The 21262-nt window shown below is 46.8% G+C and carries 23 protein-coding genes; 14 read left to right on the top strand and 9 right to left on the bottom strand.

Annotated features, from left to right (window positions below):
• Position 1 precedes the first annotated feature (1 nt).
• The 5 genes from thiM (at position 2) to ATB76_RS11770 (ending at position 5766) form a co-directional block, all read left to right on the top strand.
• A complete protein-coding gene (gene thiM / locus ATB76_RS11790; protein WP_061035265.1) occupies positions 2-793 on the top strand; it encodes a hydroxyethylthiazole kinase in 792 nt (263 codons plus the stop codon).
• Between the two features lie 62 nt (positions 794-855).
• Complete coding sequence (gene thiE, locus ATB76_RS11785; RefSeq protein WP_061035264.1) at positions 856-1470, top strand: thiamine phosphate synthase; 615 nt, start codon at positions 856-858, stop codon at positions 1468-1470.
• Between the two features lie 259 nt (positions 1471-1729).
• A complete protein-coding gene (locus ATB76_RS11780; protein WP_061035263.1) occupies positions 1730-3868 on the top strand; it encodes a glycoside hydrolase family 3 N-terminal domain-containing protein in 2139 nt (712 codons plus the stop codon).
• A gap of 99 nt (positions 3869-3967) precedes the next feature.
• Positions 3968-4978, top strand: a complete 1011-nt coding sequence (locus ATB76_RS11775; RefSeq protein WP_050566686.1) for a helix-turn-helix domain-containing protein — start codon at positions 3968-3970, stop codon at positions 4976-4978.
• Positions 4979-5040: 62 nt separating this feature from the next.
• Entirely contained in the window at positions 5041-5766 is a 726-nt protein-coding gene (locus tag ATB76_RS11770; protein WP_038868197.1) for a phosphatase PAP2 family protein, read from the top strand.
• Between the two features lie 78 nt (positions 5767-5844).
• On the opposite strand, the gene ATB76_RS11765 is transcribed toward ATB76_RS11770, so the two are convergent.
• On the bottom strand, positions 5845-8292 hold the full coding sequence (locus ATB76_RS11765) for a molybdopterin guanine dinucleotide-containing S/N-oxide reductase (RefSeq protein WP_061035262.1): 2448 nt from the start codon (positions 8290-8292) through the stop codon (positions 5845-5847).
• Between the two features lie 23 nt (positions 8293-8315).
• The gene (locus ATB76_RS11760; protein WP_061035261.1) at positions 8316-9410 is read right to left on the bottom strand and encodes a NapC/NirT family cytochrome c; all 1095 of its coding nucleotides are present in this window, start codon (positions 9408-9410) and stop codon (positions 8316-8318) included.
• Positions 9411-9641: 231 nt separating this feature from the next.
• Between ATB76_RS11760 and ATB76_RS11755 the strand changes: the two genes are divergently transcribed.
• From ATB76_RS11755 to ATB76_RS11730, 6 genes are all read left to right on the top strand, one after another.
• The gene (locus ATB76_RS11755; RefSeq protein ID WP_061035260.1) at positions 9642-10193 is read left to right on the top strand and encodes a GNAT family N-acetyltransferase; all 552 of its coding nucleotides are present in this window, start codon (positions 9642-9644) and stop codon (positions 10191-10193) included.
• A gap of 28 nt (positions 10194-10221) precedes the next feature.
• Complete coding sequence (locus ATB76_RS11750; RefSeq protein ID WP_061035259.1) at positions 10222-10953, top strand: SDR family oxidoreductase; 732 nt, start codon at positions 10222-10224, stop codon at positions 10951-10953.
• 9 nt (positions 10954-10962) lie between these two features.
• On the top strand, positions 10963-11427 hold the full coding sequence (locus ATB76_RS11745; RefSeq protein ID WP_061035258.1) for a GNAT family N-acetyltransferase: 465 nt from the start codon (positions 10963-10965) through the stop codon (positions 11425-11427).
• Between the two features lie 414 nt (positions 11428-11841).
• Complete coding sequence (locus ATB76_RS11740) at positions 11842-12312, top strand: HAD family hydrolase (RefSeq protein ID WP_061035257.1); 471 nt, start codon at positions 11842-11844, stop codon at positions 12310-12312.
• 61 nt (positions 12313-12373) lie between these two features.
• Complete coding sequence (locus tag ATB76_RS11735; RefSeq protein WP_061035256.1) at positions 12374-12874, top strand: GNAT family N-acetyltransferase; 501 nt, start codon at positions 12374-12376, stop codon at positions 12872-12874.
• 72 nt (positions 12875-12946) lie between these two features.
• Entirely contained in the window at positions 12947-13402 is a 456-nt protein-coding gene (locus ATB76_RS11730) for a GNAT family N-acetyltransferase (protein ID WP_038868185.1), read from the top strand.
• Between the two features lie 14 nt (positions 13403-13416).
• On the opposite strand, the gene ATB76_RS11725 is transcribed toward ATB76_RS11730, so the two are convergent.
• Positions 13417-14076: a hypothetical protein gene (locus ATB76_RS11725; protein ID WP_061035276.1), complete on the bottom strand. Its 660-nt coding sequence runs from the start codon at positions 14074-14076 to the stop codon at positions 13417-13419.
• Positions 14077-14144: 68 nt separating this feature from the next.
• A complete protein-coding gene (locus ATB76_RS11720) occupies positions 14145-14588 on the bottom strand; it encodes a cytochrome c (protein WP_061035255.1) in 444 nt (147 codons plus the stop codon).
• 132 nt (positions 14589-14720) lie between these two features.
• On the opposite strand from ATB76_RS11720, the gene ATB76_RS11715 reads away from it, so the two are divergent.
• Both ATB76_RS11715 and ATB76_RS11710 read left to right on the top strand, forming a co-directional pair.
• Positions 14721-15362 carry a cytochrome b/b6 domain-containing protein gene (locus tag ATB76_RS11715; RefSeq protein ID WP_061035254.1) on the top strand — a complete coding sequence of 214 codons (642 nt, stop codon included), beginning with the start codon at positions 14721-14723 and terminating at the stop codon, positions 15360-15362.
• 10 nt (positions 15363-15372) lie between these two features.
• Positions 15373-15801: a MarR family transcriptional regulator gene (locus ATB76_RS11710; protein ID WP_005435347.1), complete on the top strand. Its 429-nt coding sequence runs from the start codon at positions 15373-15375 to the stop codon at positions 15799-15801.
• A gap of 96 nt (positions 15802-15897) precedes the next feature.
• On the opposite strand, the gene ATB76_RS11705 is transcribed toward ATB76_RS11710, so the two are convergent.
• From ATB76_RS11705 to ATB76_RS11690, 4 genes are all read right to left on the bottom strand, one after another.
• Entirely contained in the window at positions 15898-16425 is a 528-nt protein-coding gene (locus ATB76_RS11705) for a hypothetical protein (RefSeq protein WP_061035253.1), read from the bottom strand.
• A gap of 278 nt (positions 16426-16703) precedes the next feature.
• Positions 16704-17075, bottom strand: coding sequence for a c-type cytochrome (locus ATB76_RS11700; RefSeq protein ID WP_061035252.1), 372 nt, complete (start codon positions 17073-17075; stop codon positions 16704-16706).
• A 67-nt stretch (positions 17076-17142) separates the two neighbouring features.
• Positions 17143-17430, bottom strand: a complete 288-nt coding sequence (locus ATB76_RS11695; RefSeq protein ID WP_009706824.1) for a hypothetical protein — start codon at positions 17428-17430, stop codon at positions 17143-17145.
• Between the two features lie 62 nt (positions 17431-17492).
• The gene (locus ATB76_RS11690; RefSeq protein WP_038868173.1) at positions 17493-18410 is read right to left on the bottom strand and encodes a DMT family transporter; all 918 of its coding nucleotides are present in this window, start codon (positions 18408-18410) and stop codon (positions 17493-17495) included.
• 110 nt (positions 18411-18520) lie between these two features.
• Here ATB76_RS11690 and ATB76_RS11685 point away from each other — a divergent pair, with 110 nt between their 5' ends.
• Complete coding sequence (locus tag ATB76_RS11685) at positions 18521-19957, top strand: PLP-dependent aminotransferase family protein (protein ID WP_061035251.1); 1437 nt, start codon at positions 18521-18523, stop codon at positions 19955-19957.
• A 126-nt stretch (positions 19958-20083) separates the two neighbouring features.
• On the opposite strand, the gene ATB76_RS11680 is transcribed toward ATB76_RS11685, so the two are convergent.
• Positions 20084-21217: a glycerate kinase gene (locus tag ATB76_RS11680; RefSeq protein ID WP_061035250.1), complete on the bottom strand. Its 1134-nt coding sequence runs from the start codon at positions 21215-21217 to the stop codon at positions 20084-20086.
• Positions 21218-21262 lie beyond the last annotated feature (45 nt).

Raw genomic sequence — 21262 nt, 5'->3', positions numbered from 1 at the left:
CATGTTAATTGAACAAATCACCCAAGCATTAACCGCAGTACGCCAGCAAAAACCATTAGTCGTCAACATCACTAACTACGTGGTGATGAACAACACGGCAAACGCGCTATTGGCTATCGGCGCTTCTCCAATCATGGCGCACTCCAAGCAGGAAATGGCAGAGATGATGTCGTTCGCGGGCGCACTGGTTATCAACATCGGTACCCTAGATAGCGTTTGGACACCGCGTATGAGCTATGCCGTAGAGCAAGCCAATGCCAATGGTAAAATCGTTGTACTCGACCCAGTCGGTTGTGGAGCAAGCTCATTACGTACCGAGACATCACGTGAAATCGCACGCCTTGCAGACAAGTTGATCATTCGTGGTAACGCCTCAGAAATCATTGCACTCGCTGGCGAGCAAGCACAAAGCAAAGGCGTCGATGCGTTAGACAGCAGCGACGCAGCACTTGGCGCAGCAAACTTCTTAGTCTCAGAGTATGGTGCAAGCGTGGTAATTTCTGGCGAGACCGATTACATCGTCACGAAAGAGCAAACTGTGCAGCTAAACAACGGTCACGAGATGATGCCATACGTAACCGGAATGGGTTGCACACTAACGGCTCTTACAGGCGCTTTTGCTGCTGTTGGCGATAACACCGGACTTGCTGCAGCGGCGGTATTAGGCGTTGTTGGTGAGATTGCAGCGGAACAAGCTCGCGGCCCAGCTAGCCTGCAAATGAACCTGTTGGATGAGCTTTACCAGTTGGACGAAGAAACGCTGGCAAAACGCCTAAAACTGCAAGTGAGCTAAGCTTTTCTCTAACAAATACCGACCTCTCATTCCATCTAGATGAGAGGCCCAAAGGAAACAAAATGAACGCCTATCGTTTATATTTGGTCACCGATGACCAACAGGATTTAGCCACACTAAAGCGTGTTGTGAGAAAAGCCGTGAAAGGTGGCGTGACCATGGTACAAGTCCGCGAAAAACACGGCGATGTGCGTGCTTTTATCGGACGTGCTCAAGCCGTGAAAGACATCCTCAAAGATACCGATGTGCCTTTGATCATCAATGACCGTGTAGATGTCGCACTGGCAGTTGATGCTGATGGGGTTCACCTCGGGCAATCAGACATGCCAGCAGTCATTGCTCGTGAGTTGATTGGACCAAACAAAATTCTCGGCTTATCTATCGAAAATGAAGAACAGCTTGCAGAAGCGGACTCTCTTCCGATTGATTACATCGGTTTGAGCGCAATCTTCGCGACGCCGACGAAAACCAACACCAAAAAACATTGGGGTATTGATGGTTTGAAAATGGCGTTAGAGACGACTTCACTGCCGATTGTTGCCATTGGCGGCATTAACGAAAATAACATTCCGCTGCTCAGCGCAACTGGTGTTCACGGCTTGGCTTTGGTTTCAGCGATTTGCCACGCAGAAGATCCAAAAGCCGCATCGGAATATCTGTTAGGGTTGATGAGCTAACCTTGCTCACTCCAGAATAAAGCGCTTATGGATGAGCACTTTGATCTCGTATTTCGCTACGCTAAAAGACCGATTGAAAACCAAAGAAGAAGTAGACTATACTCTCGCACCGAGATATTCATCACACTAATCATTCTGACAGAATCTCACACTTTCCCTATTCTGCACCTGAACGCCAAAACCTTGCTCCCTAAAGGAAATACTTTCCTTCACCTCCAGAGTCATACTGCGCCAAACAACAAAATAAAAGGCAATAACGATGAAAACCTCTGGAAAAAACCTCTTAGTCTTTGCACTGCCTACCCTACTCATTAGCGGTTGTGGATCAGATTCAGAACAACTCACCATACCAACATTGGAAACCAAAACGCTCAATCTTCTCACGGTCGATGGGCTAACCTTTAAGGATCATAATAAGAATGGCGAATTAGACGCTTATGAGGATTGGCGACTGAGCCCAAAACAACGCGCAGAGAATCTTACTCAACAAATGAGCAACGCCGAAAAGGCAGGCTTGATGATGCACGGTACATTCGTACTCAGCAGCGATAGCTCAAGACTCGTTTTTAAAGGCGATGGCATAACCAACACCACATTAATTCAAGAACGTTTCCTCAATACCTTTATAACTCGCCAAGAAGGCGATGCCACTCTGATGGCAGAAGATAATAATCATGCTCAAGAATTAGCGGAGCACACTCGCTTAGGAATTCCCGTTTCTATTTCAACCGACCCACGCAACCACTTTAATGCGGCCTTAGGAACTTCAGTCTCTTCCGGCGATTTTTCACAATGGTCGGAGACACTCGGTTTAGCCGCGATTGGCGATGCTGAGTTCACGAAAACCTTCGCCGATGTCATTCGTCAAGAATACCTAGCCGTCGGCATCAACCAAGCACTCCACCCAACCGCAGACCTCGCTACCGAACCAAGGTGGGGGCGAGTGAACAGTACATTCGGTGAAAACGCTGAGTTATCACGAGAAATGACCAAAGCCTATGTCCAAGGTTTACAACACAACAATACCGAGCTGACGAAAGATGGAGTCTGGGCAGTCGTAAAACATTTTGCAGGTGGTGGTCCACAAGAAAATGGCGCGGATGCACACTACTTCGCTGGCCGCTATCAGGTTTATCCGGGCAACAACTTTGACTACCACCGCATTCCATTTAAAGGTGCTTTTGAGGCTGGCGTTGCGGGCGTGATGCCTTATTACGGAATTCCCTATGAGCAACTACCGGAAAGTGAAGGTAATGTTGGCTTTGGTTACAGCAAATACATCATGACAGATATTCTTCGAGGCGAAGAAAACTTCGATGGCGTGTTGCTATCAGATTGGTTAGTCGCTAACGATTGTGTCGATACATGTCGAACTGGGATCATCACACATGAAGATGCAGAGAAGAATCCGTTCACTTACTTAGGTATGCCTTGGGGTAAGGAAGACGAAGATTCAACAGAGCGTTTCGCTGCTTCTGTCGATGCGGGTATTGACCAATTTGGGGGTATCGATGACCCTGCTTTATTGCTTACGAATATTGAGAGCGGGCGTCTTACCCAAGAGCGCATCGACTTATCGGTAAATCGAATCCTGACGAATAAGTTCAAACAAGGTTTGTTTGAAGACCCATTTATTGATATCGCCAAGGTCAATGATGTGGTCGGTAAAACAGAGTTCCAAGAGCTGGGTATTGAATCTCAAGGACGCTCCGTTACCTTGTTGAAAAACGACAACAACGCATTGCCTTTATCAGTAGAGGAGTTAGGTAAAGTGTATGTCTACGCCAACTATGGCGGTACAGAGCAACCAAGTATTGTCGACAACGCACAACAATATGGCTTAAACGTCGCAGAAAACATGGCAGATGCTGACACCATCATTATTCGTACGCAAACCCCCGCCACTCTCGCCACGGCATGGTTCCCATTTGGGGTCGCTATGCCGTCTGGCGAGCTTGGTTTTGTAGCACAGGAAGACTTCCAATTACGTCCTTACGAAACGCAACCTGACCGTGAACCGGGAGAATCTGCACAACTTTGTTATGAGGGTTTGACCGACAACCTAGGAGCTTGTATTTACAATAGTGGCAATGTCTATAGTGTCATTAATCAGGCTATCAACTCAGGTAAGCGAGTAATTTTTGATGTATTCATGATTCGTCCAGCAGCCCTAGGTAATCTCAACGATCAGTTGCCAATCATTCTGGCGAACTTCGGTACATCGGACGCTGTCTTTTTTGATGTCATCACCGGTAAAGTGAAACCAGAAGGTAAGTTACCTTTCGGCCTTCCAAAGTCGACCGATGAGGTGGTTGCCAAAGGTAAAGAAGATGTTCCTTCTTATGAAGAAGATCCGTCAATCACGCTATACCCATTTGGATATGGTCTTAGCTACTAACTTTCGTTGCTACACTAACGTCATGAATAGGTAGCAACGCAATAAACACAGCATGGCTTGCGATCAAATTACGCGCCAAGCCATGCTGCATTGAACTGTATGAAATATATCCACCATCATGTTTACACTCGGCTCTACACTTATCTCGCGCAACACAAACATATTGAAGGGATAAGTGATGAATTATCCAAATTAAATCATCGCTTGGATAAGGTTCAGCACGTCTCAGAGAAGCACTTTCAAGAGCTGTGTTATATTGTCGCGAAATATGAAATTCCTCTTCCCGCTCATGATATTTCAATCTCTGAACTATTGAGCACTTATCCCGAATTTGCATACGTCCTCAATGCACCAAACGCAATAGAAGTCATCCATCGCCACGTCCAATTTAAACCCGTCATGGGCTCCCGTGATCGGTTGTATTATCGGATAGCACCGCAAGGTGATGTTGTTGTCCATTACGTACAGGATGATGGCGTCGTCGATATTTATGGCCCTATTCTTAATCTATGCTTTGTTGCTAAAGCACTAACGGCATTGGCGATTCCCGCCGAGTCCATGCAAATTCAATCCAACAAGTTCATCCCTAATATCAAAGACTTTGAACAAACGAGTGGTATCTCTATCTACACCGGCCCACAAAACTTACTCATATTGAAAGCTCCCTTTGCTCAGCGCCAACTCAACACCAACAACCCCTTGTTAGATCAGCACCTCAAACGTCAACTACAACACTCTCTTTCTCAATTGGAGCTGTTGAATGATTTAAGCACCACAGAACTCGTGATGCTGACATTGGAGCGCCTGTATCATCATGATTCTCTGGTCCGTGCATCGAACAAGCTACTCAATCTAATGGGTTACTCTCGTTGGACGCTTGCCCGCAAACTCAAACAAGAAGGGCAAACTTTTGATGAATTGCTAAACCAATTCAAACAAAAGAAGTGTTACGAGGTCTTGTCCTACACCTCCATTCCTCTTGTTACTTTGTCTGAGCGGTTAGGCTTTCAATCTCAATCCTCACTCAATCGTTTCACGATGCGCAACTTCGGCCTCTCCCCAATGGAGATCAGAAGTAAAATAAACAAGACCGAATTGACAGAGCGTTGATAAGTTTTTCACATCGATTGTCGTAAGATAGCCGCCTATTTTCGACTGCTGTATGACTTTTCATGAAAACTAAAAAATACGGTTTGATGATGCTCGCCTTGTTCATTCTTGGCATCATCCCACTTTCGCTGTTTGCCTCGTATCACGATCTTACTTCTCACGTTTCTGATGGCACTGGTATTCTCTTTACTCTGCTAACCGATTCTGCGGGCAGTAAAGGCTTTTTGATCACTCTCACGCTGTTGGTGTTGTCGCTTTACCGCTACAAACCTAGCCAGTCTGATTGGATGCAAAAACTCTCCATGCTGGGATTGTTACTGGTGATTGGTTTTGCCAGCAAAACAGGCTTGAAGCTAATGACAGAAAGCCCACGTCCCTACACCGAATTGCTTGCTGCAGAGCAATTGATTGAGCATCCAGAAGCGTTTTATCAACTAGAAACAGCTCAGCAAGCGAGTGTGATTGGTGAGATCTCCGAAAAAGTCAGTGAATGGCGCACTCGCCACTGGCAAGGTGAAAAAGACTATTCCTTTCCATCTGGGCATACGATTTTCGTTTCTATCTGCTTAGCTTTCTTTGGTGGTTTGTTTTTGCAGAATAAGTGCTACTTCTCTGCCGCTACTCTATGGGTCTGGGCAATGGGCGTGGCGTACAGTCGTTTGTGGTTAGGTATGCACAGGATTGAGGATTTGATTGGTTCAGTGGTATTTGTCGCCATCGTGTTTACTTTGCTGCCAACATTTCAAATTACTAAAAAAGCGCCTTTCGTTGCCTTAGCGACCAAGTAAAGATCTGAAAAATAGATAAAAGAGAAGCCAGCAACTTGCTGGCTTCTTTAGTTTTGTATCTTAGGTTCTAGACCATGCTTAACCGTTCTTAGGCGGTGTGAATGCCGTTAGTTCTAGCACTGGACCTTCGTACTTCTCGATACGAACCAATGCAGAGTTAGCCGCACAACCGTTCGCAAGGCGAGAGGTTGGAATATCGAGCGTTAGAACGTTACAGCCACCGTTTTTACAGATGCCTGTTTTAGGGTCTAGATCTGGCCAACCACCTTCGTGAATACAAACAGAACCTTGCTTGATGCCATCGGTAACCAATGCACCAACCAGAACTTGACCACGGCCATTGAAGGCACGAACAAGATCGCCGGTCTTAATGCCACGCGCTTTTGCGTCTTCTGGGTGGATAGAAATCGGCTCACGGTCAGCAATCGCGTACTCTTCACGAATCTTCGCGTAGTTGAACTGGCTGTGCAGACGGTGTGCTGCGTGTGCTGTCATCAGCTGAAGTTCACCATTAGTTGCGTTACCCGTGTACTCTGTTGGCTCTAACCATGTTGGGTGTGGAGGGCAATCCTCTAACTGGTAACCTTCGATAGTGCGAGAGAAGATCTCAAACTTACCACTTGGTGTGCCTAGTGGGTTCATGATTGGGTTTTCACGGAATTCAGCGTAACGAACGAACTGTGCGTTTTTCTCGTTCCACTTCATCTCAATCAACTGGTTATCTTCCCAGAACTTGCTGAAGTTTGGCATTGCGATGCGTTGGCCACGACCGCCTTGTTGCGCCGCTTTGTAGAAGCCGTACAACCATTCCATTTCAGTCTTGCCTTCGGTGTAAACATCACGACCACCCGGAGCTAGAAGCTCTGACATATCCGCAAACACATCAAAGTCGTTACGCGCCTCGCCCTGAGGCTCAACCACTTGCTTCATTGGCACTAGGTGTTGGTTACTGTAGTCACCTGTCATGGTCATATCGTTACGCTCGAACGATGTGGTGATCGGTAGAACAATATCCGCGTGCTTCGCTGCCGCTGTCCAGTATGGTTCAGAGATAACGATAAGCTCTGGTTTTTGCCACGCTTTGATCAGACGGTTAGTGTCTTGGTGGTGAGTAAAGTTCGCACCGCCTGCCCACCAAATCATCTTGATCTCAGGGAACGTTAAGTCATGGCCATTGTGGTGGTAGCTCATGCCCGGATTTTCTAGTGCTTCAACAATACGTGCCACAGGGAACGCGTTAACAGAACCAGAAACAGCCCAGTCGTTACCTGCAGAAGAACCGCCGCCTAGAGACGCAGAAATAGCAGGAAGTACACCCGCATCACGTGAAGGGTTACCGCCGTTTGAGTAGTGGTAAGAGAAACCAAAACCACCACCCGGTAGACCAACTTGGCCCAGCATGGTAGCGAGCGTTACCAGCATCCAGTGACGTTGCTCACCGTATTGCTGACGCTGCATACCCCAGCCCGCCATAAGCATTGTGCGGTTTTTGCTGAAGATGTCTGCAAGCAGCTCAAGTTGCTTAACCGGCACGCCACAAATCTTAGATGCCCATTCTGCAGATTTCTCAACGCCGTCTTCTTTACCCATTAGGTAAGCTTCGAATACGTCGTAACCTGTGGTGTATTTTGCTAGGAATTCTTTGTCGTGCTTTCCTTGTTTCACAAGCGTATGCGCGATACCCATCATCATCGCCACGTCCGTCATAGGGTGCGGAGCAATCCACTGTGCATTGTCACCAAAGAACTCGATGGTTTCTGAACGCATTGGGTCGATAGCGATAACCGTCTTACCTGACTTCTTAAGCTGATGGAAGAACTCAAGGCCTGCACAGTCTGTTGAGCTCCAAGCGATTTTCAGCGTGTTGATTGGGTTAAGGCCCCAAAGCACCACAACGTCACTGTGCTCAAGAACCACTGGGTAAGTGGTTTGCTGTTCGTAAACTTCAATAGAGCCTACTACGTGCGGCATGATCACCTGCGCAGCACCCGTAGAGTAATCACCAAGGTGACCTGAGTAACCGCCTGCCATGCTCATGTAACGCTGTAGAAGCGTTTGTGCTTTGTGCAACACACCACTTGAACGCCAACCGTAAGAACCAGCAAACACAGATTCAGCACCGTGCTCTTTACGAATGCGCATGTGTTGTTCGTGAATCAGTTTGTAAACTTCATCCCAAGACACGCGAACGAATTCATCGCTACCACGCACGCCTTCTGGTGCAGATGGGTTTGCCAAGTAGCCTTTACGTACCATTGGGTACTTAACGCGAGCTTTAGTATGAACTTGGTCAGGACCCGTAGTTTGAAGACTGTTTGGTACCGTTTGTGGTAATGCGTTCGTGGTTGAAACCAGCTTACCGTCTTTTACTTCACACAGCATTGGGCCCATGCGACCCGCTGTAAGTATACCTGAACCACGCTTATCAGACGCAAGCGCGCTCATTGGCGTCAATGAAGTGAAAGCCAGAGCACCAGCAGTAAGGCCAGTGCCTTTTAAAAATCCGCGACGAGTTAAATTAGTCATAATCTTATCCTTCTATTTCTCTATTAGTGACCAACCACATCTTTCGCGTGGTGCTGGAAGAACTTAGTCAAAATTTCTAGGTTTTCTGCTGAAATATCAGTGCGATCACCCATACTCTTCGCTACAGGACCCCATGCGTTCACAGTAAAGTGATTTGAAGGAATTTTCGCGTGACAAGTTGCACAGTAAACGTTGTCCAACTCTTCTGCGTATGACCAAACCGGCTCTAGCGTATCAACCACTGGAGATTCGATCGTTGCCGTTAGAGAAACAGGACGCCACTCGTTGCCGTATACGTCTGCTTTGAACTCGCCCGCTTCAACTGCTTGTTGGCCTTGTTCAGATAGTGTTGCAACAATCGCGCGTTGACCTTCACCCATGTAAAGCACTTGCTCTGCGCCTTTCATTTGGAATGCATTGATCTTCACTGTGCGGTTGTCACCTTCCGCTTTCACAACGTTCAGCTTGGTTGTTGGATTCACCGTACCAAAGTCACCCATGCTGATAGACGTCACTGGGTAAACCACTTTCGCATCGGCTGCTGTTTTGGTTGTGAAGCTCATCAGTGTTTCAAACGCTTTGCTATCAAGCTCCGCTTCTGGAGCGAAGTGCGCTACGCCTTTGTGACAGTCGATACACGTTTGGTCATTCGCTTTGCCGTATGCGTGCATCTTCGCCGCATCACGTGATTGCTCGAACTCTTCCATTGCATCGAAGTCGTGACAAGAACGACAGGTTGCCGAATCGTTTTCACGGAACTGCTCCCAAACCATCTCTGCAAGTTCAGTTCGGTGTGCTTCGTACTTCTCTGGCGTGTCGATCTTACCTGTTACAAACTCATGGTAGATGTCTTTTGAAGCGCGGATCTTAGTGACCAAGTAATCCATTGGCTCTTTCGGAATGTGACAGTCTGAACATTCTGCGCGAATACCTTTGGCGTTACTGAAGTGCACTGAGCCTTGGTACTCTTTGTAAGGGATTTCCATAGAGTGACAAGAGAGACAGAACTCAGTGTCGGATGTGTAATGCATCACTGCTGCGGTGCCACCTAAAGTTAGCCAGCCCACACCAATACCCACTGCCACCATTGCGGCGATATAACGTTTTTTAATTGACATAATTAGAAATAAATACTCACAAATTCACATGCTTTGTCGCATATTTACCTCTTTAGTAGTATCTGGTAATTGATCTGAGTCATACGTACACCCTAGGTGGTGACTTATTTTTCGTTATTGAGAGGCTCCTTGGCATATTCCATATTTCCGAAAAATCTTTCTTGACCGAACCTATTCGCCATAACGATAGATGTTGTTTATCAAAGCACTTTTGATATGTTTGTGTGAGATATGAAAACTCGATCACATGGAGGCGATTCAAACGTGTTATCTCTACCCATTTCCACCCCAAGAACTGAGCTTAAACCGCTAACGAAAAGTGATTGGGATCTGTATCGCCGCTTGAGTAGCGAACCACAAATCATTGCACTTTGTTTTGACCCGCCGACCGAAGACGAAATGCGCCAAAAGTTCGAATCACGGCTACCTACATGGACACCGCAAAGCGAGCATTGGTTATGTTTGGTGATTTATGAAAAACAAAGCGCACGACCAATCGGCATCACTGGCTTTGTGTTGCAAGATGGTATTGCTGAAGTCGGGTATTTATTGCTGCCAGAATTTTATGGCCAACAGTTTGGCACGGAATCCCTTACCGGTGTGATTGAGTGGGCGTTTGAGCAGCACAAGATTGCTCAGTTTTCCGCCACGGTCACAGAGGGCAATATTGGCTCTGAACGAGTGCTGGAAAAATGTGGCTTCACACTCACCGATACCATCCCAGAAGCCTATGAAATAGGTGGAAAAAAGTACGCAGATAAGCTCTATTCATTACAAAAATAATATTCACGACAAAAAATAAGGACGTGTTTTGCAGAAAGTAGTCATCATCACAGGCGCAAGCCGAGGCATCGGAGCCGCAACCGCCAAATTACTCGCCAAACAAGGCTATGCCGTATGCGTTAACTATCGCGCGCAAGCCGAGGCTGCCGCGCAAGTTGTTCGTGAGATTGAGGAGGTTGGCGGTAAAGCCATCGCCATCAAAGCGGATGTTTCCGATGAGCAGCAGGTACTCTCATTGTTTGAACAAACCGAACAAGCACTCGGAAAAGTCACTCATCTCGTCAACAACGTGGGCATCTTATTAACCCAGTCTCGTCTTGCGGACATGAGCCTTGAGCGATTCCAAACTGTTATGAACGCTAATGTGACGAGCTGTTTTCTTTGTAGCCGAGAAGCCGCAAAACGATTTGAATCTGGCAATGCGATTGTTAATGTTTCTTCTGCCGCATCCCGCTCTGGTGCGCCGTTTGAGTACGTTGATTACGCCGCTTCTAAAGGTGCAATGGACTCGCTCACCAAGGGATTATCTTTGGAGTTGGCGGAGCAAAACATCCGCGTAAACGGTGTTCGTCCCGGCTGCATTTATACCGACATCCATGCCGATGGCGGCGAGCCGAATCGAGTCGACAGGCTCCGTGAAAAAATCCCTCTCAAGCGAGGAGGCACAGTAGATGAAGTGGCCAATGCCATCGCGTGGCTACTCAGTGATGAAGCGTCTTATGTCACAGGTTCGTTTATCGATCTTGCTGGCGGAAATTAAGGAGCAACAATGAAAATCAGACCAGCGACACCCGACGATCTCAATGCACTGTTTGTATTAAACATGCAAATTAGCGAACTTCACTTTCGTCATGCGCCACACACTTTTGTTCCGCCTTCTGAAGAAGACAGAGCCTTTCTCGCAAATGCGCTGGCCGATGATGCTCGATTGGTGCTTATTGCAGAAGAAGGTCAACAAGCACTTGGCTTTATCACTGCAACCATTACCCAAAATGAAACCATCAGCTTTTTAATCAAAGATCCGATTTGCCGTATTGGCACCATCGTCGTCGATGAAAATCAGAAGTCAAAAGGTGTTGGAAGAGCCTTAATGACGGCCGTTGAGCAATGGGCTCGCGAGTCAGGTGCAACTCAAGTCCGCTTGGAAGTCATGGAGTTTAACCACAATGCGCAGCAGTTTTACGACAAACTGGGCTTTGCTCCCAACTCCCGTCTTATGATGAAATGTTTGTAACGATCACGACATTTAAGCGAATTTCAGCGTTAAAGCTAACGTGAATCGCATTTATCTTTCGCGCTTTCCTTCCCTTTTCGAAAAGACGATATGATGTACGGATATACCCAAGTGACTTCAAGATGCAGGATTCAGAGCGTTGTCATTGATTCGAGGTCAAGGAAAACAACGCAGTGTAATAGCTAGCTCTTTCCAAGTTGTTTGAAGCAACCATTGGTTTAATAAAAAAGCGAGTCAATGACACGCTCCCAAAGGGCCCTCTTTACAAATAGTAAGGGTCTTGGCTTGTATGCTTTGTTGTCGATTCTTGATTTGGGCCCACCAAACCTTTAAATCGCCGCCGCGTCTACAAACCAAGTCATTCTCGCTGAACCAAGCATCTCGAGGTTACTTGGGTATAAAGGAGATTCGAACATGATTTATCTTTTCGATTGGGGAAACACCTTGATGGTCGATTTTCCTCACGCACAAGGAAAAATGTGCGATTGGGAACACGTTGAAACCGTTCCTCAAGCCAAAGAGACTCTGGCTCAACTCACACAAGGTCACCAAGTTTATATCGCGACCAGTGCATCAGATTCCGCGATGGAAGATGTGCAAAAAGCCTTTCAACGAGTCGGGCTCGACCAATACCTTTCTGGCTACTTTTGCTTTGCCAACCTTGGTATTGCCAAGAATCAGCCTGATTTTTATCTTACGGTCGCAAAACAATTGAGCGTTGAGCCGGGCCAACTCACCATGGTTGGCGACTTACCAGAAAAAGACATTTACCCAGCAATGGACGCAGGGTTAAACGTCATTTGGTTCAATCCTCAAGACCTCCCAACACCAAGCAAATCCATACCAAATCAAATACGTTGTTTGTCCGAATTGCTACGCATCTAACCGACATACGCACAAATACACTTTAAGCCACTAAACTTTATGCACCAATCAAGGAAGATGAATGCAGATTAGACCGATTACCGTCAACGACATTGACCACTTTATTTCGCTCTGGAATCGCGTTTATGAGGAAGGAGAATACTTACGCTCGCCTGCGCCGGACAAAGCGATGCTGAGTGAGGTAATCACTCGTGTAGAAAAAGAATCCATTCCCCAATTTGTGGCCTTCGATGGAAAACGCCTAGTTGGCAGCATCGAAATCTTTCCAGCCGAAATGTGTGGCTATGAAGGAGGAGAATTCGCTAAGACGGGCATTCTTGGCATCCATATTGACCGCCACTATCGAAACCAAGGGTTAGGAAAGAAGCTACTTACCACCGCCATTCAAAGCGGTTGGCAATATGGCTATGACACTATTGCGTTGAATGTTTACAAGACCAACCACCCTGCGATTGCTCTGTATGAGAAGTTTGGCTTCGGGCATTGTGGCGAATTAGGTGAAGTGCTGCTGCCCAATGGGAAATATCTAATGAGCCAAAAAATGGTGTTGAAACGCACATAGACTGACAGAAAATTCTTTTTCATCTAACCGTTCGCTATACTCAATAAGTTGACCAATTTCACTGAGCCGATGATGATTACATTCCAAACTTTAGCGCCCAACCAAATTCCAATGGCTTTATTGCTAGAAGCCGATCCAGACCAAGATAACGTCAAGCATTATCTAGAAGAATCACTGGGATTTGTCGCGTTAGAAGGAAAAAAGATCATTGGTGCTTGTGTCGTTTTGCCTTTATCTGGATCTTCTATTCAAGCTGAAATCATGAATGTATCTGTAGAACCAACACATCAACAGCAAGGGATTGGCACTCAATTATTGCGTACTGTGATTGATGAACTGAAGATGCAATCATACGAAAAGTTGGTGCTGGGCACAGGAACCTTTGGTTACCAACTGACTTACTATCAACGCTTGGGTTTCAGGGTAGAGAGCGTGGATAAAGATCACTTCTTACTCCACTACCCAGAACCAATTTGGGAGAACGGTATCCAGCACAAAGACATGCTGCGTCTGTATCTAGACCTCTAAACCTAAAGGCTTAGTTAGCTTTTCATATCTATCTTTTTACCCAAGTATTCAATTTCAAAAGTCGCATACCCTAGCTGTACCGCTTCAAAAGAGTACATCAGGTTTTGCGCCTGTTGGGCATCTTTCGCCAATACGGCGACGGAGTAAATCGGACGCTCAACACCATTCTCCAACACTTGGGTATTGATGTAAGACGACGTGACTAAGCCGGAGTTGTTCAAGCTGATCACTCGCTGCAGATCGACACCCAATACACGGTCCATTTCTAACGCCTCAATGCCCTCTTTCCAACGCAACTTCACACTGTAGTTATCGCTTTCTGGCGTGTTGTCTAACCATTTGGCGCCTAGTGGTTGAATGCTCGCGATCTTCACCAAATCTTGCTGGTACAAGGGTAAGTCCCGCAATTTAGTGGCAACTTCCGCCTCGTTATCAGCCGACAACACGAAACGCAGAATCTGTACTGGTTTACCATCGATACTGCTTGGTAAAACAAACATGTCTTTCACATCACCTTGTTCGATCAGTTGACTAAAGGCCGCTTTCTGTTCTGGCAATGTTTTGAGAACCTGTTCCGAATCATTGGTGTTCCAAGCCAGTTCCACGCCGTAATCAGCAGCCAAGCTAGAGAAAGAAGCCACAGTAAGCGTGCTTAATAGAATGATTTTTTTCATAAGGTTACCTTTCACTTAACGATTTTCTTTTTTGCTTCAATATAAATTCAATGTTGTGGATCGCTTGATTACCAACGACTGCGGTATGCACGATGACAGCTTCGGCAAGTACTCTGAGCTTGCTTAAGTCCTGCCTCAGCCGATGAAACTTGTTGGTTCTGCGCAGCTTGATACAACTGTGCAAACCCTTCGTCCATTTGAAGCATCAAGCGATTGAAGTTATCTGGTTTGCTCCACACTTCTTTCTTCGCTTTGCTCTCAGCTTGGCTTCCCTCTGGAAACGCTTGTTGCAGTTGTGCGCTGTGACGAGTGAGTTCAAGACCAATCTGCTCTAGTGCGTGCCAATCGGTATTGCTGCCTTTCAATGTCTTGCCGGCTTGTTTCGACAGGGACTCTATTTGCTCAAATGCATTCTGACGCGATTCAATTTGAGCGCTGAAGTCTTGGGCAAACACTGTTGTTGATACAAAGATGGTCGGTAAAAGTGCAATCAGTGCCAATGTCTTTTTCATTTCATACTCCTGGTTTTTCGTTCTTGCTGTGTGGCTGCAAATAAATTTACACAACAATCATTGCGCACGCAACTATTGTTGTGTAAATTACCGTAAAGAAGATCATCACACCGAGAAAAGATCGAGGTAATTATGAAAATTTGGGATTTAGCAACGCGACTTTATCACTGGGCTCAAGCCCTACTGTTTATAGCCTTGATGGCATCTGGATTGTCTGGCAATGGCCCCCATGTTCAATTGGGGTTAGCGTTATTCACTTTGTTGTTATGGCGATTGACTTGGGGAGTTATCGGCAGCGAGACCAGTTTATTTCGCCAGTTTCTCCGCTCGCCAAAAGGTGTCATTACTTACTTAAAAGGTAAATCGGCGGCGACTGTGGGTCATAATCCTGCAGGCGGCTGGATGGTGGCGGCACTACTGACGACATTGCTACTTCAATGTATCTCGGGAATGGCGGTTGGCGGCTTATTCGATACGTGGCCATATTCCGATGTTTGGCTTAACGACAACGTATTTGTAGGGATTGAGTGGTTACACCTGACCTTGGCCGATCTTTTGCCTTTACTGATCGCCTTACATGTTGGTGCGATCCTTTTCTATAAACTAAGAGGTAAACCCTTGTTGAAAGCGATGATCACAGGTAAACAACCCCAAATGAACAAGCAGACACTCATCACGGAACAGAAAATTGTCTATCTCGCGCCGCAAAGCCGTGCTTTAGGGGTGCTAGTTGCTGCAACATTGGTTACCATGGCAATCGTTGCTTTATCATAAGAGTAAGAAAATGAGCGAACAGTTTGACAGACAAGACAGCTTTGGCTGGATGATCAATGTCGTTGCACACGATGCAGCGAAGCGATTTGAAGCCGAGCTCAAAAAGCACGGACTTACCGTTGCACTTTGGCCGACCATGATGTGTTTGTGGGAAGAAGAAGGCGTGACGCAGCGCGATATCGCAGCGAAATCTAAGGTAGAAAACTCGACCACGACTCGTACCTTAGACAAGTTGGAGAAGTTAGGTTTGGTAGAGCGCCATCCTGATCCAAACAGCCGCCGCTCGTTCCGTATTTATCTAACGGAAGAAGGACGAAGCCTCAAAGAAACCTTGGTGCCAATCCCACTGGCCGTCAATAAAGAGCTGATGAGTCCGCTAGAGCCAGCAGAGCAAAAAGAGATGCTTCGCTTGCTAAAAAAGTTGGTCGCAGAGATTTAGCGCTTCGCTAAGTTTTTCCAACCTGAGAATTAACAAAGCCCCAAGTTCTGCACTTGGGGCTTTGTACTTTTTTGCTCGCGTCAGTTTGCTTGATGTCTAGCAACCTTCTGTAACATGCCCTCTAACCACTGAGCGCGTCGACGCTTGATTAACGTAATAGAAATAGCACGCTTCACTTTCCAAGGTGTAACCTTGCGGCCAAATATACACCACACGATCTAAACCAGAATGATCCGCGAACTGATACTCAGGAATCGCAACAAAATAAGCACTGTTTGGGAATTGATTCCCCATAATGCAAAAGTCGCTGCCTTTACACGGCTTATCAATCGGTGAATTGCCTTTAGCAGGCAGACCAATCTCTAATAACGCTCGTATACTATTTGCACTGGCTTCTGGCATCCCACTGAGCATGTTCACTTGATGATCAATGTACGTCATTTGTCTGTGCTCGTGCGCATCATCAATCATCACTTTGGCATGGAAGAACTTAAGAGACGTCCCCAGAGAAGACTGCGAACTGTGCAGCATAGAAACATAAGCTTGACGGTGAATATCGAGCAGAATTGGCAAGGCAGCGAGAGCGATGGAACCCAAGGTTGCTAAGACGATGGTGATTTCCATCAACGTAAATCCTTTTGTTTTCACTTTCGACTCTCAGCATACGGACAGATGATAGGGGTTCGCTCCCACATCCATGTGAGAACCGAGCCAATATATCGCTGAAATTACGCAGAGAAACGCGCAAATGATAAGAAAAAAAGAGGGAATCGAGAACTTGAGAGTGACCGCCAAATTACATTGAAACAAGCGGCTAAAGTAACGTAGAAATTCGACTGAATTCAAAACCTTGAAGCACACCAAAAGCCAATAAGTGTCTGTTTCTAAAATAAGAATTCAGCTCAGTTAATACTTTTGATGTATTCAAAAATGTCATGTACTTGCTTTTCACTCAGCACAGATTTGAATGGTGGCATTGCACCGCTTTGACCATTCTCCCCCTCCAATACCGTCCCTATTAATTCCACTTTTGTTCCGAATGGATTGGTCAGTTCATCAAAAATATTATCGGGTTTGATGTTCATCGCCTTAGCCACCAATCCATCACCATGCCCTTTATCACCATGACAAGAGACACAGTAAGATTCAAAGTGCTGCTTACCCGCAGCAAGATCCGCTTCGCCATATTGGTTGTCAGTGAACCATTTGTAACCCGCAAAACCAGAACTGGAAGCCAGTAATAACAAAACAGCAGAGAAAAAGAATTTGCGCATGAAAGCCCCTTGCCTTCGTTTAATCAATAAAGACAAGGTAACGAGGGGGATGTCGAAAAAGTGTTGATTAGGCGTTGAGCAACGGCACGTTATTGCGGATTAAACCTCGGCGTACGCTGGTGCACATTTTGCCGAATCGGCGGATTTCATCAAACTGAGGCGTGATACCGCGATCCATTGCAGATTCCCAATAGCTCAGTTCAGAATCGACCATTTCCAACAGTTTCTTAGGGCAACCAATGCATTTACCCTCAGGGCCGCAAACAAAGGTCTCCGATTCATAAATCGGCAATTCTGCTTTCACTTGTTCAATGATATTGCGCATCGCGCTCATTCGATCTGGCTTGACGGTCATCATCCGACTCCACAAACATGTAAGGAGCCGGATTGTACTCTCTGGCACGCAAATGTCCCTACCTAATTTAGGTATATTTTACGTTTCTGCTTTGCAACCTTTGATTTAAACATTGGTAGCTCAGGCTTTTTCACCACTAAGTAGACCGCCGTCGCCGCTAATACAAAGCCAATAATGCCCATCCAATCAAACGACTCACCGAAGGCAAACCAAGCTTGAAGCGCCGTGGTCGGAGGCACAAGGTAGAACACAGAAGCAACACTCGATGCCGCGCCATTCTTCACCATGTACAGCAGCAACAGAATCGCCACACAAGACAGCACGACCACAAGCCAGATTAAGGTGAGAATGAATTCCGTCGTCCATTGCACCTGCATGGTTTCAAACTGTATCGCGATTGGCAGGAACATGGCCAATGCCGCTAAATACTGCACGGTCGCGCCGCCTACCATATCCACTTGTTGGCAATATTTCTTTTGATACAAGGTGCCAAGCGTAATACCAAACAGCGATGACAAGCACACACCAATCGCTAAGGTTTTGTGCAAATCGGATTGCCACTCCATCTTACCCATGAGCACCATAGCAATACCGACAAACCCCAAGGACAAACCAATCCACTGTGATGGTTTGAACTGCTCAGAAGCGAACGCCACCAGCAATACGGCCGTCAAAATAGGCTGTATCCCGACGAGTAGCGAACTTAAGCCCGCCGGCATCCCCAAACTGATGGCGAAGTACGTCCCGCCTAGGTAAAAGCCGTGAATCAATATCCCGACAACGCAGCTGTGCCAAAAGTCTTTTCCCGTTGGAATGCGACGGCGCAGAAAAGCCACAATCACCAGAAACAGCAAGACATTGAACGCCATGCGAATCGACAACAAGGTCGCAGGCTCGGCATACTGCAAACCAAATCGCGCACCAACAAATCCAGAAGCCCAAAGGATCACGAACACAAAAGGAATGGCTCTGATTAACATGATTCACCCTCACTCTACTTATTTTTAAATCTTGAATGTTTTTAAACCTCGAATGTTGCTAATGTAGTTAGGTACAGTGTTTTCAAAAAGTGACAGATGGAAGTGTTTTTATGGGTACAGATTTAGCAAGTACACTTGATGCCAATAAGTATTTGATCGTCGAGAAGCATCTCAAACAAGCGATCAGCAATGGGGTTTATCAGCCAGACGACAAGTTGCCCTCCATCCGTCAATTGAGCACTGAACTCAAGGTAAGCAAGAACACGGTAATCCGCGCTTATCAGGAACTAGAAGCACAAAGCATGGTTTACTCGGTGCCAAAATCCGGTTATCGAGTAAAGCCAACCGAGCGACATGAAGCCAAGATTGCTAAGCCTACGCGTGTGGATTTGCTCTCGGTGTGCAAACAAATCCTTACCTATCCCGAGTATCAAGAGCTGCTTCCGACTGGCTCAGCACACCCGAACATTGACGCGCCAGCCATCAAAAGCCTGTATGCCGAAATTGGCCGCCAGAGTCGCCAACAAAGTCATATTTCCAGTCATTATCAACTGCCACCGGGTGATGACTTGTTGGTCAAACAGCTGGCGAAGATCACCCAAGATCTGGGAACGCCGGCAAACGTGGATGATCTTTTGGTCACCCATGGTGCACAGCAAGCGATCAGTCTTGCCCTTAGAGCAACAACACAGACTGGAGATATTGTGGCGGTAGAATCGCCCTGCTATTTCGGCAACTTGTTGATGCTCGAATCTCTCGGTTTACAAGTGGTCGAGATCCCTAGTTGCCCTCGTGATGGTATGGATCCAGACGCGCTAGAAAAGGCCATGGCGACGTGGGAGATCAAAGTCATTATTGTCACGCCAAACTTCACCAACCCAACAGGCTCAATGATTCCCCTTGAAAAGCGTGAGCGACTGCTTAAGGTTTCTGGAGATATTCCAATCATTGAAGATGACGTGTTTGGCGCGTTGAGTTACGACCAGCCATTGCCAAGCTTACGCAAATTGGACGAGAAGCAACGAGTGATTTACGTCAACTCCTTGTCGAAAACGCTCGATTCACGCCTTCGTATTGGTTGGATGTTGGCGGGACGTTATCGCGCTCAAGTCGAGCAATACCTATTGTGTGAAAACATGGGCAGTTTGAACTTGATGCAATCGGCAGTGGGCACTTTCCTAATCTCAGGCAAATACCGCACTCACACTGCGCGTATGTGCCGTGTTTACCAAGCCAACGTCAGACGATATTTGCAGATGCTCAATCAATGCTTGGATGCACACTTTGAGCTAAAGAATCGCTATCAAATCAATGCGGTGCAAGGTTCATTCTTGCTTTGGTTACGCTTGCCACCCAAAACTGACAGCTATGCGCTTTATCAAGCCTGTAACGAACACAAAATCAGTATTCTGCCCGGCTCGGTATTTGGCACTCAGGGACAGTATCAAAACTGCATTCGTCTTAGCGTGGCGAACTTTGGAGCGGAGAAAAACTGGCTCCCCGCGATGGAAACGCTGGCAGCACTGATTGCTCAACACGCCAAATAGTCGCTCTAGACATTCCGTTTCAAGCATTCCGTTCCAAACATTCAGCACCAGAAACAACAAAGCCTCCGCAATTGAGAGGCTTTGTTATGTGTTCTTTGATCTATCTACTCAACCAAACACGGAGTGTTAGCGAGGTAATTGCCACAATCTGGCTACATTTTCAGCCAAGTTCGCAAGGTTCACATCCGCCTCTTCCAAAGCTTCTGGCAAGCTCATTGCGCGTGGTACACATACGAATACCGCGTCAATGCCACACTCATAGACTGCTTGGAAGTCATCACCTGTGCAACCTGCTAGGGCAATGACAGGCAAACCATACTCTTTCGCCACTTTAGCCACACCCATTGGTGTCTTGCCATGCACAGTTTGGTGATCAATACGGCCTTCGCCAGTAAAGACAATATCAGCGTCAGCTACATGCTCTGCGAGTTTTACGGTGTCTAATACAATCTCAATCCCCGGCTTCAATCGTGCTGGTAGGTAACCAAGCAACGCTGCGCCCATACCACCGGCTGCGCCCGCGCCTTTTTGAGTCAGCACATGCTTGCCCGTCACTTGCTCTGTCAGTTCACCGTATTTGCTTAGAGCAGAATCTAGCAGCTCAACATCCGCCGGCGTCGCCCCCTTCTGTGGGCCAAAAATCGCTGATGCACCTTTCTCGCCACACAATGGGTTGTCCACATCGCATGCCACCAACACTTCGCAGTCCGCTAAGCGAGCATCGAGACCAGATACATCAATGCTTGCTAGATCAACTAAGCCGCCACCATTGGGTTTGATTGGCTGACCAGCGCTGTCCAGAAGCTTAACACCTAAAGCCGCTAGCATACCTGTGCCGCCGTCATTGGTTGCGCTGCCACCCAAGCCGATGATCAAGCGTTTAATACCACGTTCAAGGGCGTTTAGAATTAACTGGCCAGTACCAAAGCTGCTGGTGTTTTTCGGGTCACGTTGCTCACTTGGCACGAGGTGCAAACCACTTGCCTCTGCCATCTCGATCACTGCGGTTTCACCGTCACCTAGAATGCCGTAAAACGCCTCAACATCATTGCCAAGTGGGCCTTTTACGGTCACGAAAACCTGCTCGCCCTCAGTCGCATCAATCAAAGATTGAACTGTCCCTTCACCACCATCAGCAACAGGCACCGTAACGAATTCTGCATCGTGCCAAACATGAGACAAACCGCTCTTGATCGCGTCACTCACTTGCTTGGCGGTCAAGCTCTCTTTAAACGAATCTGGGGCAATCACAACTTTCATTTCATTCTCCTGAAAACAGCACGCTGCGAGCGACAAGCCGCAGGT

Source organism: Vibrio sp. MOR3 (genome assembly GCF_001557775.1).
GTDB lineage: Bacteria > Pseudomonadota > Gammaproteobacteria > Enterobacterales > Vibrionaceae > Vibrio > Vibrio jasicida.
This window is presented reverse-complemented; position numbering and strand designations above follow the sequence as displayed.

Bases quoted from the DNA above. Each gene is read 5' to 3' on its own strand.
- thiM (WP_061035265.1), top strand. From the start codon at position 2: ATGTTAATTGAACAAATCACCCAAGCATTAACCGCAGTACGCCAGCAA.
- thiE (WP_061035264.1), top strand. From the start codon at position 856: ATGAACGCCTATCGTTTATATTTGGTCACCGATGACCAACAGGATTTA.
- ATB76_RS11780 (WP_061035263.1), top strand. From the start codon at position 1,730: ATGAAAACCTCTGGAAAAAACCTCTTAGTCTTTGCACTGCCTACCCTA.
- ATB76_RS11775 (WP_050566686.1), top strand. From the start codon at position 3,968: ATGAAATATATCCACCATCATGTTTACACTCGGCTCTACACTTATCTC.
- ATB76_RS11770 (WP_038868197.1), top strand. From the start codon at position 5,041: ATGAAAACTAAAAAATACGGTTTGATGATGCTCGCCTTGTTCATTCTT.
- ATB76_RS11765 (WP_061035262.1), bottom strand. From the start codon at position 8,292: ATGACTAATTTAACTCGTCGCGGATTTTTAAAAGGCACTGGCCTTACT.
- ATB76_RS11760 (WP_061035261.1), bottom strand. From the start codon at position 9,410: ATGTCAATTAAAAAACGTTATATCGCCGCAATGGTGGCAGTGGGTATT.
- ATB76_RS11755 (WP_061035260.1), top strand. From the start codon at position 9,642: ATGAAAACTCGATCACATGGAGGCGATTCAAACGTGTTATCTCTACCC.
- ATB76_RS11745 (WP_061035258.1), top strand. From the start codon at position 10,963: ATGAAAATCAGACCAGCGACACCCGACGATCTCAATGCACTGTTTGTA.
- ATB76_RS11740 (WP_061035257.1), top strand. From the start codon at position 11,842: ATGATTTATCTTTTCGATTGGGGAAACACCTTGATGGTCGATTTTCCT.
- ATB76_RS11735 (WP_061035256.1), top strand. From the start codon at position 12,374: ATGCAGATTAGACCGATTACCGTCAACGACATTGACCACTTTATTTCG.
- ATB76_RS11730 (WP_038868185.1), top strand. From the start codon at position 12,947: ATGATTACATTCCAAACTTTAGCGCCCAACCAAATTCCAATGGCTTTA.
- ATB76_RS11725 (WP_061035276.1), bottom strand. From the start codon at position 14,076: ATGAAAAAAATCATTCTATTAAGCACGCTTACTGTGGCTTCTTTCTCT.
- ATB76_RS11720 (WP_061035255.1), bottom strand. From the start codon at position 14,588: ATGAAAAAGACATTGGCACTGATTGCACTTTTACCGACCATCTTTGTA.
- ATB76_RS11715 (WP_061035254.1), top strand. From the start codon at position 14,721: ATGAAAATTTGGGATTTAGCAACGCGACTTTATCACTGGGCTCAAGCC.
- ATB76_RS11710 (WP_005435347.1), top strand. From the start codon at position 15,373: ATGAGCGAACAGTTTGACAGACAAGACAGCTTTGGCTGGATGATCAAT.
- ATB76_RS11705 (WP_061035253.1), bottom strand. From the start codon at position 16,425: ATGGAAATCACCATCGTCTTAGCAACCTTGGGTTCCATCGCTCTCGCT.
- ATB76_RS11700 (WP_061035252.1), bottom strand. From the start codon at position 17,075: ATGCGCAAATTCTTTTTCTCTGCTGTTTTGTTATTACTGGCTTCCAGT.
- ATB76_RS11695 (WP_009706824.1), bottom strand. From the start codon at position 17,430: ATGACCGTCAAGCCAGATCGAATGAGCGCGATGCGCAATATCATTGAA.
- ATB76_RS11690 (WP_038868173.1), bottom strand. From the start codon at position 18,410: ATGTTAATCAGAGCCATTCCTTTTGTGTTCGTGATCCTTTGGGCTTCT.
- ATB76_RS11685 (WP_061035251.1), top strand. From the start codon at position 18,521: ATGGGTACAGATTTAGCAAGTACACTTGATGCCAATAAGTATTTGATC.
- ATB76_RS11680 (WP_061035250.1), bottom strand. From the start codon at position 21,217: ATGAAAGTTGTGATTGCCCCAGATTCGTTTAAAGAGAGCTTGACCGCC.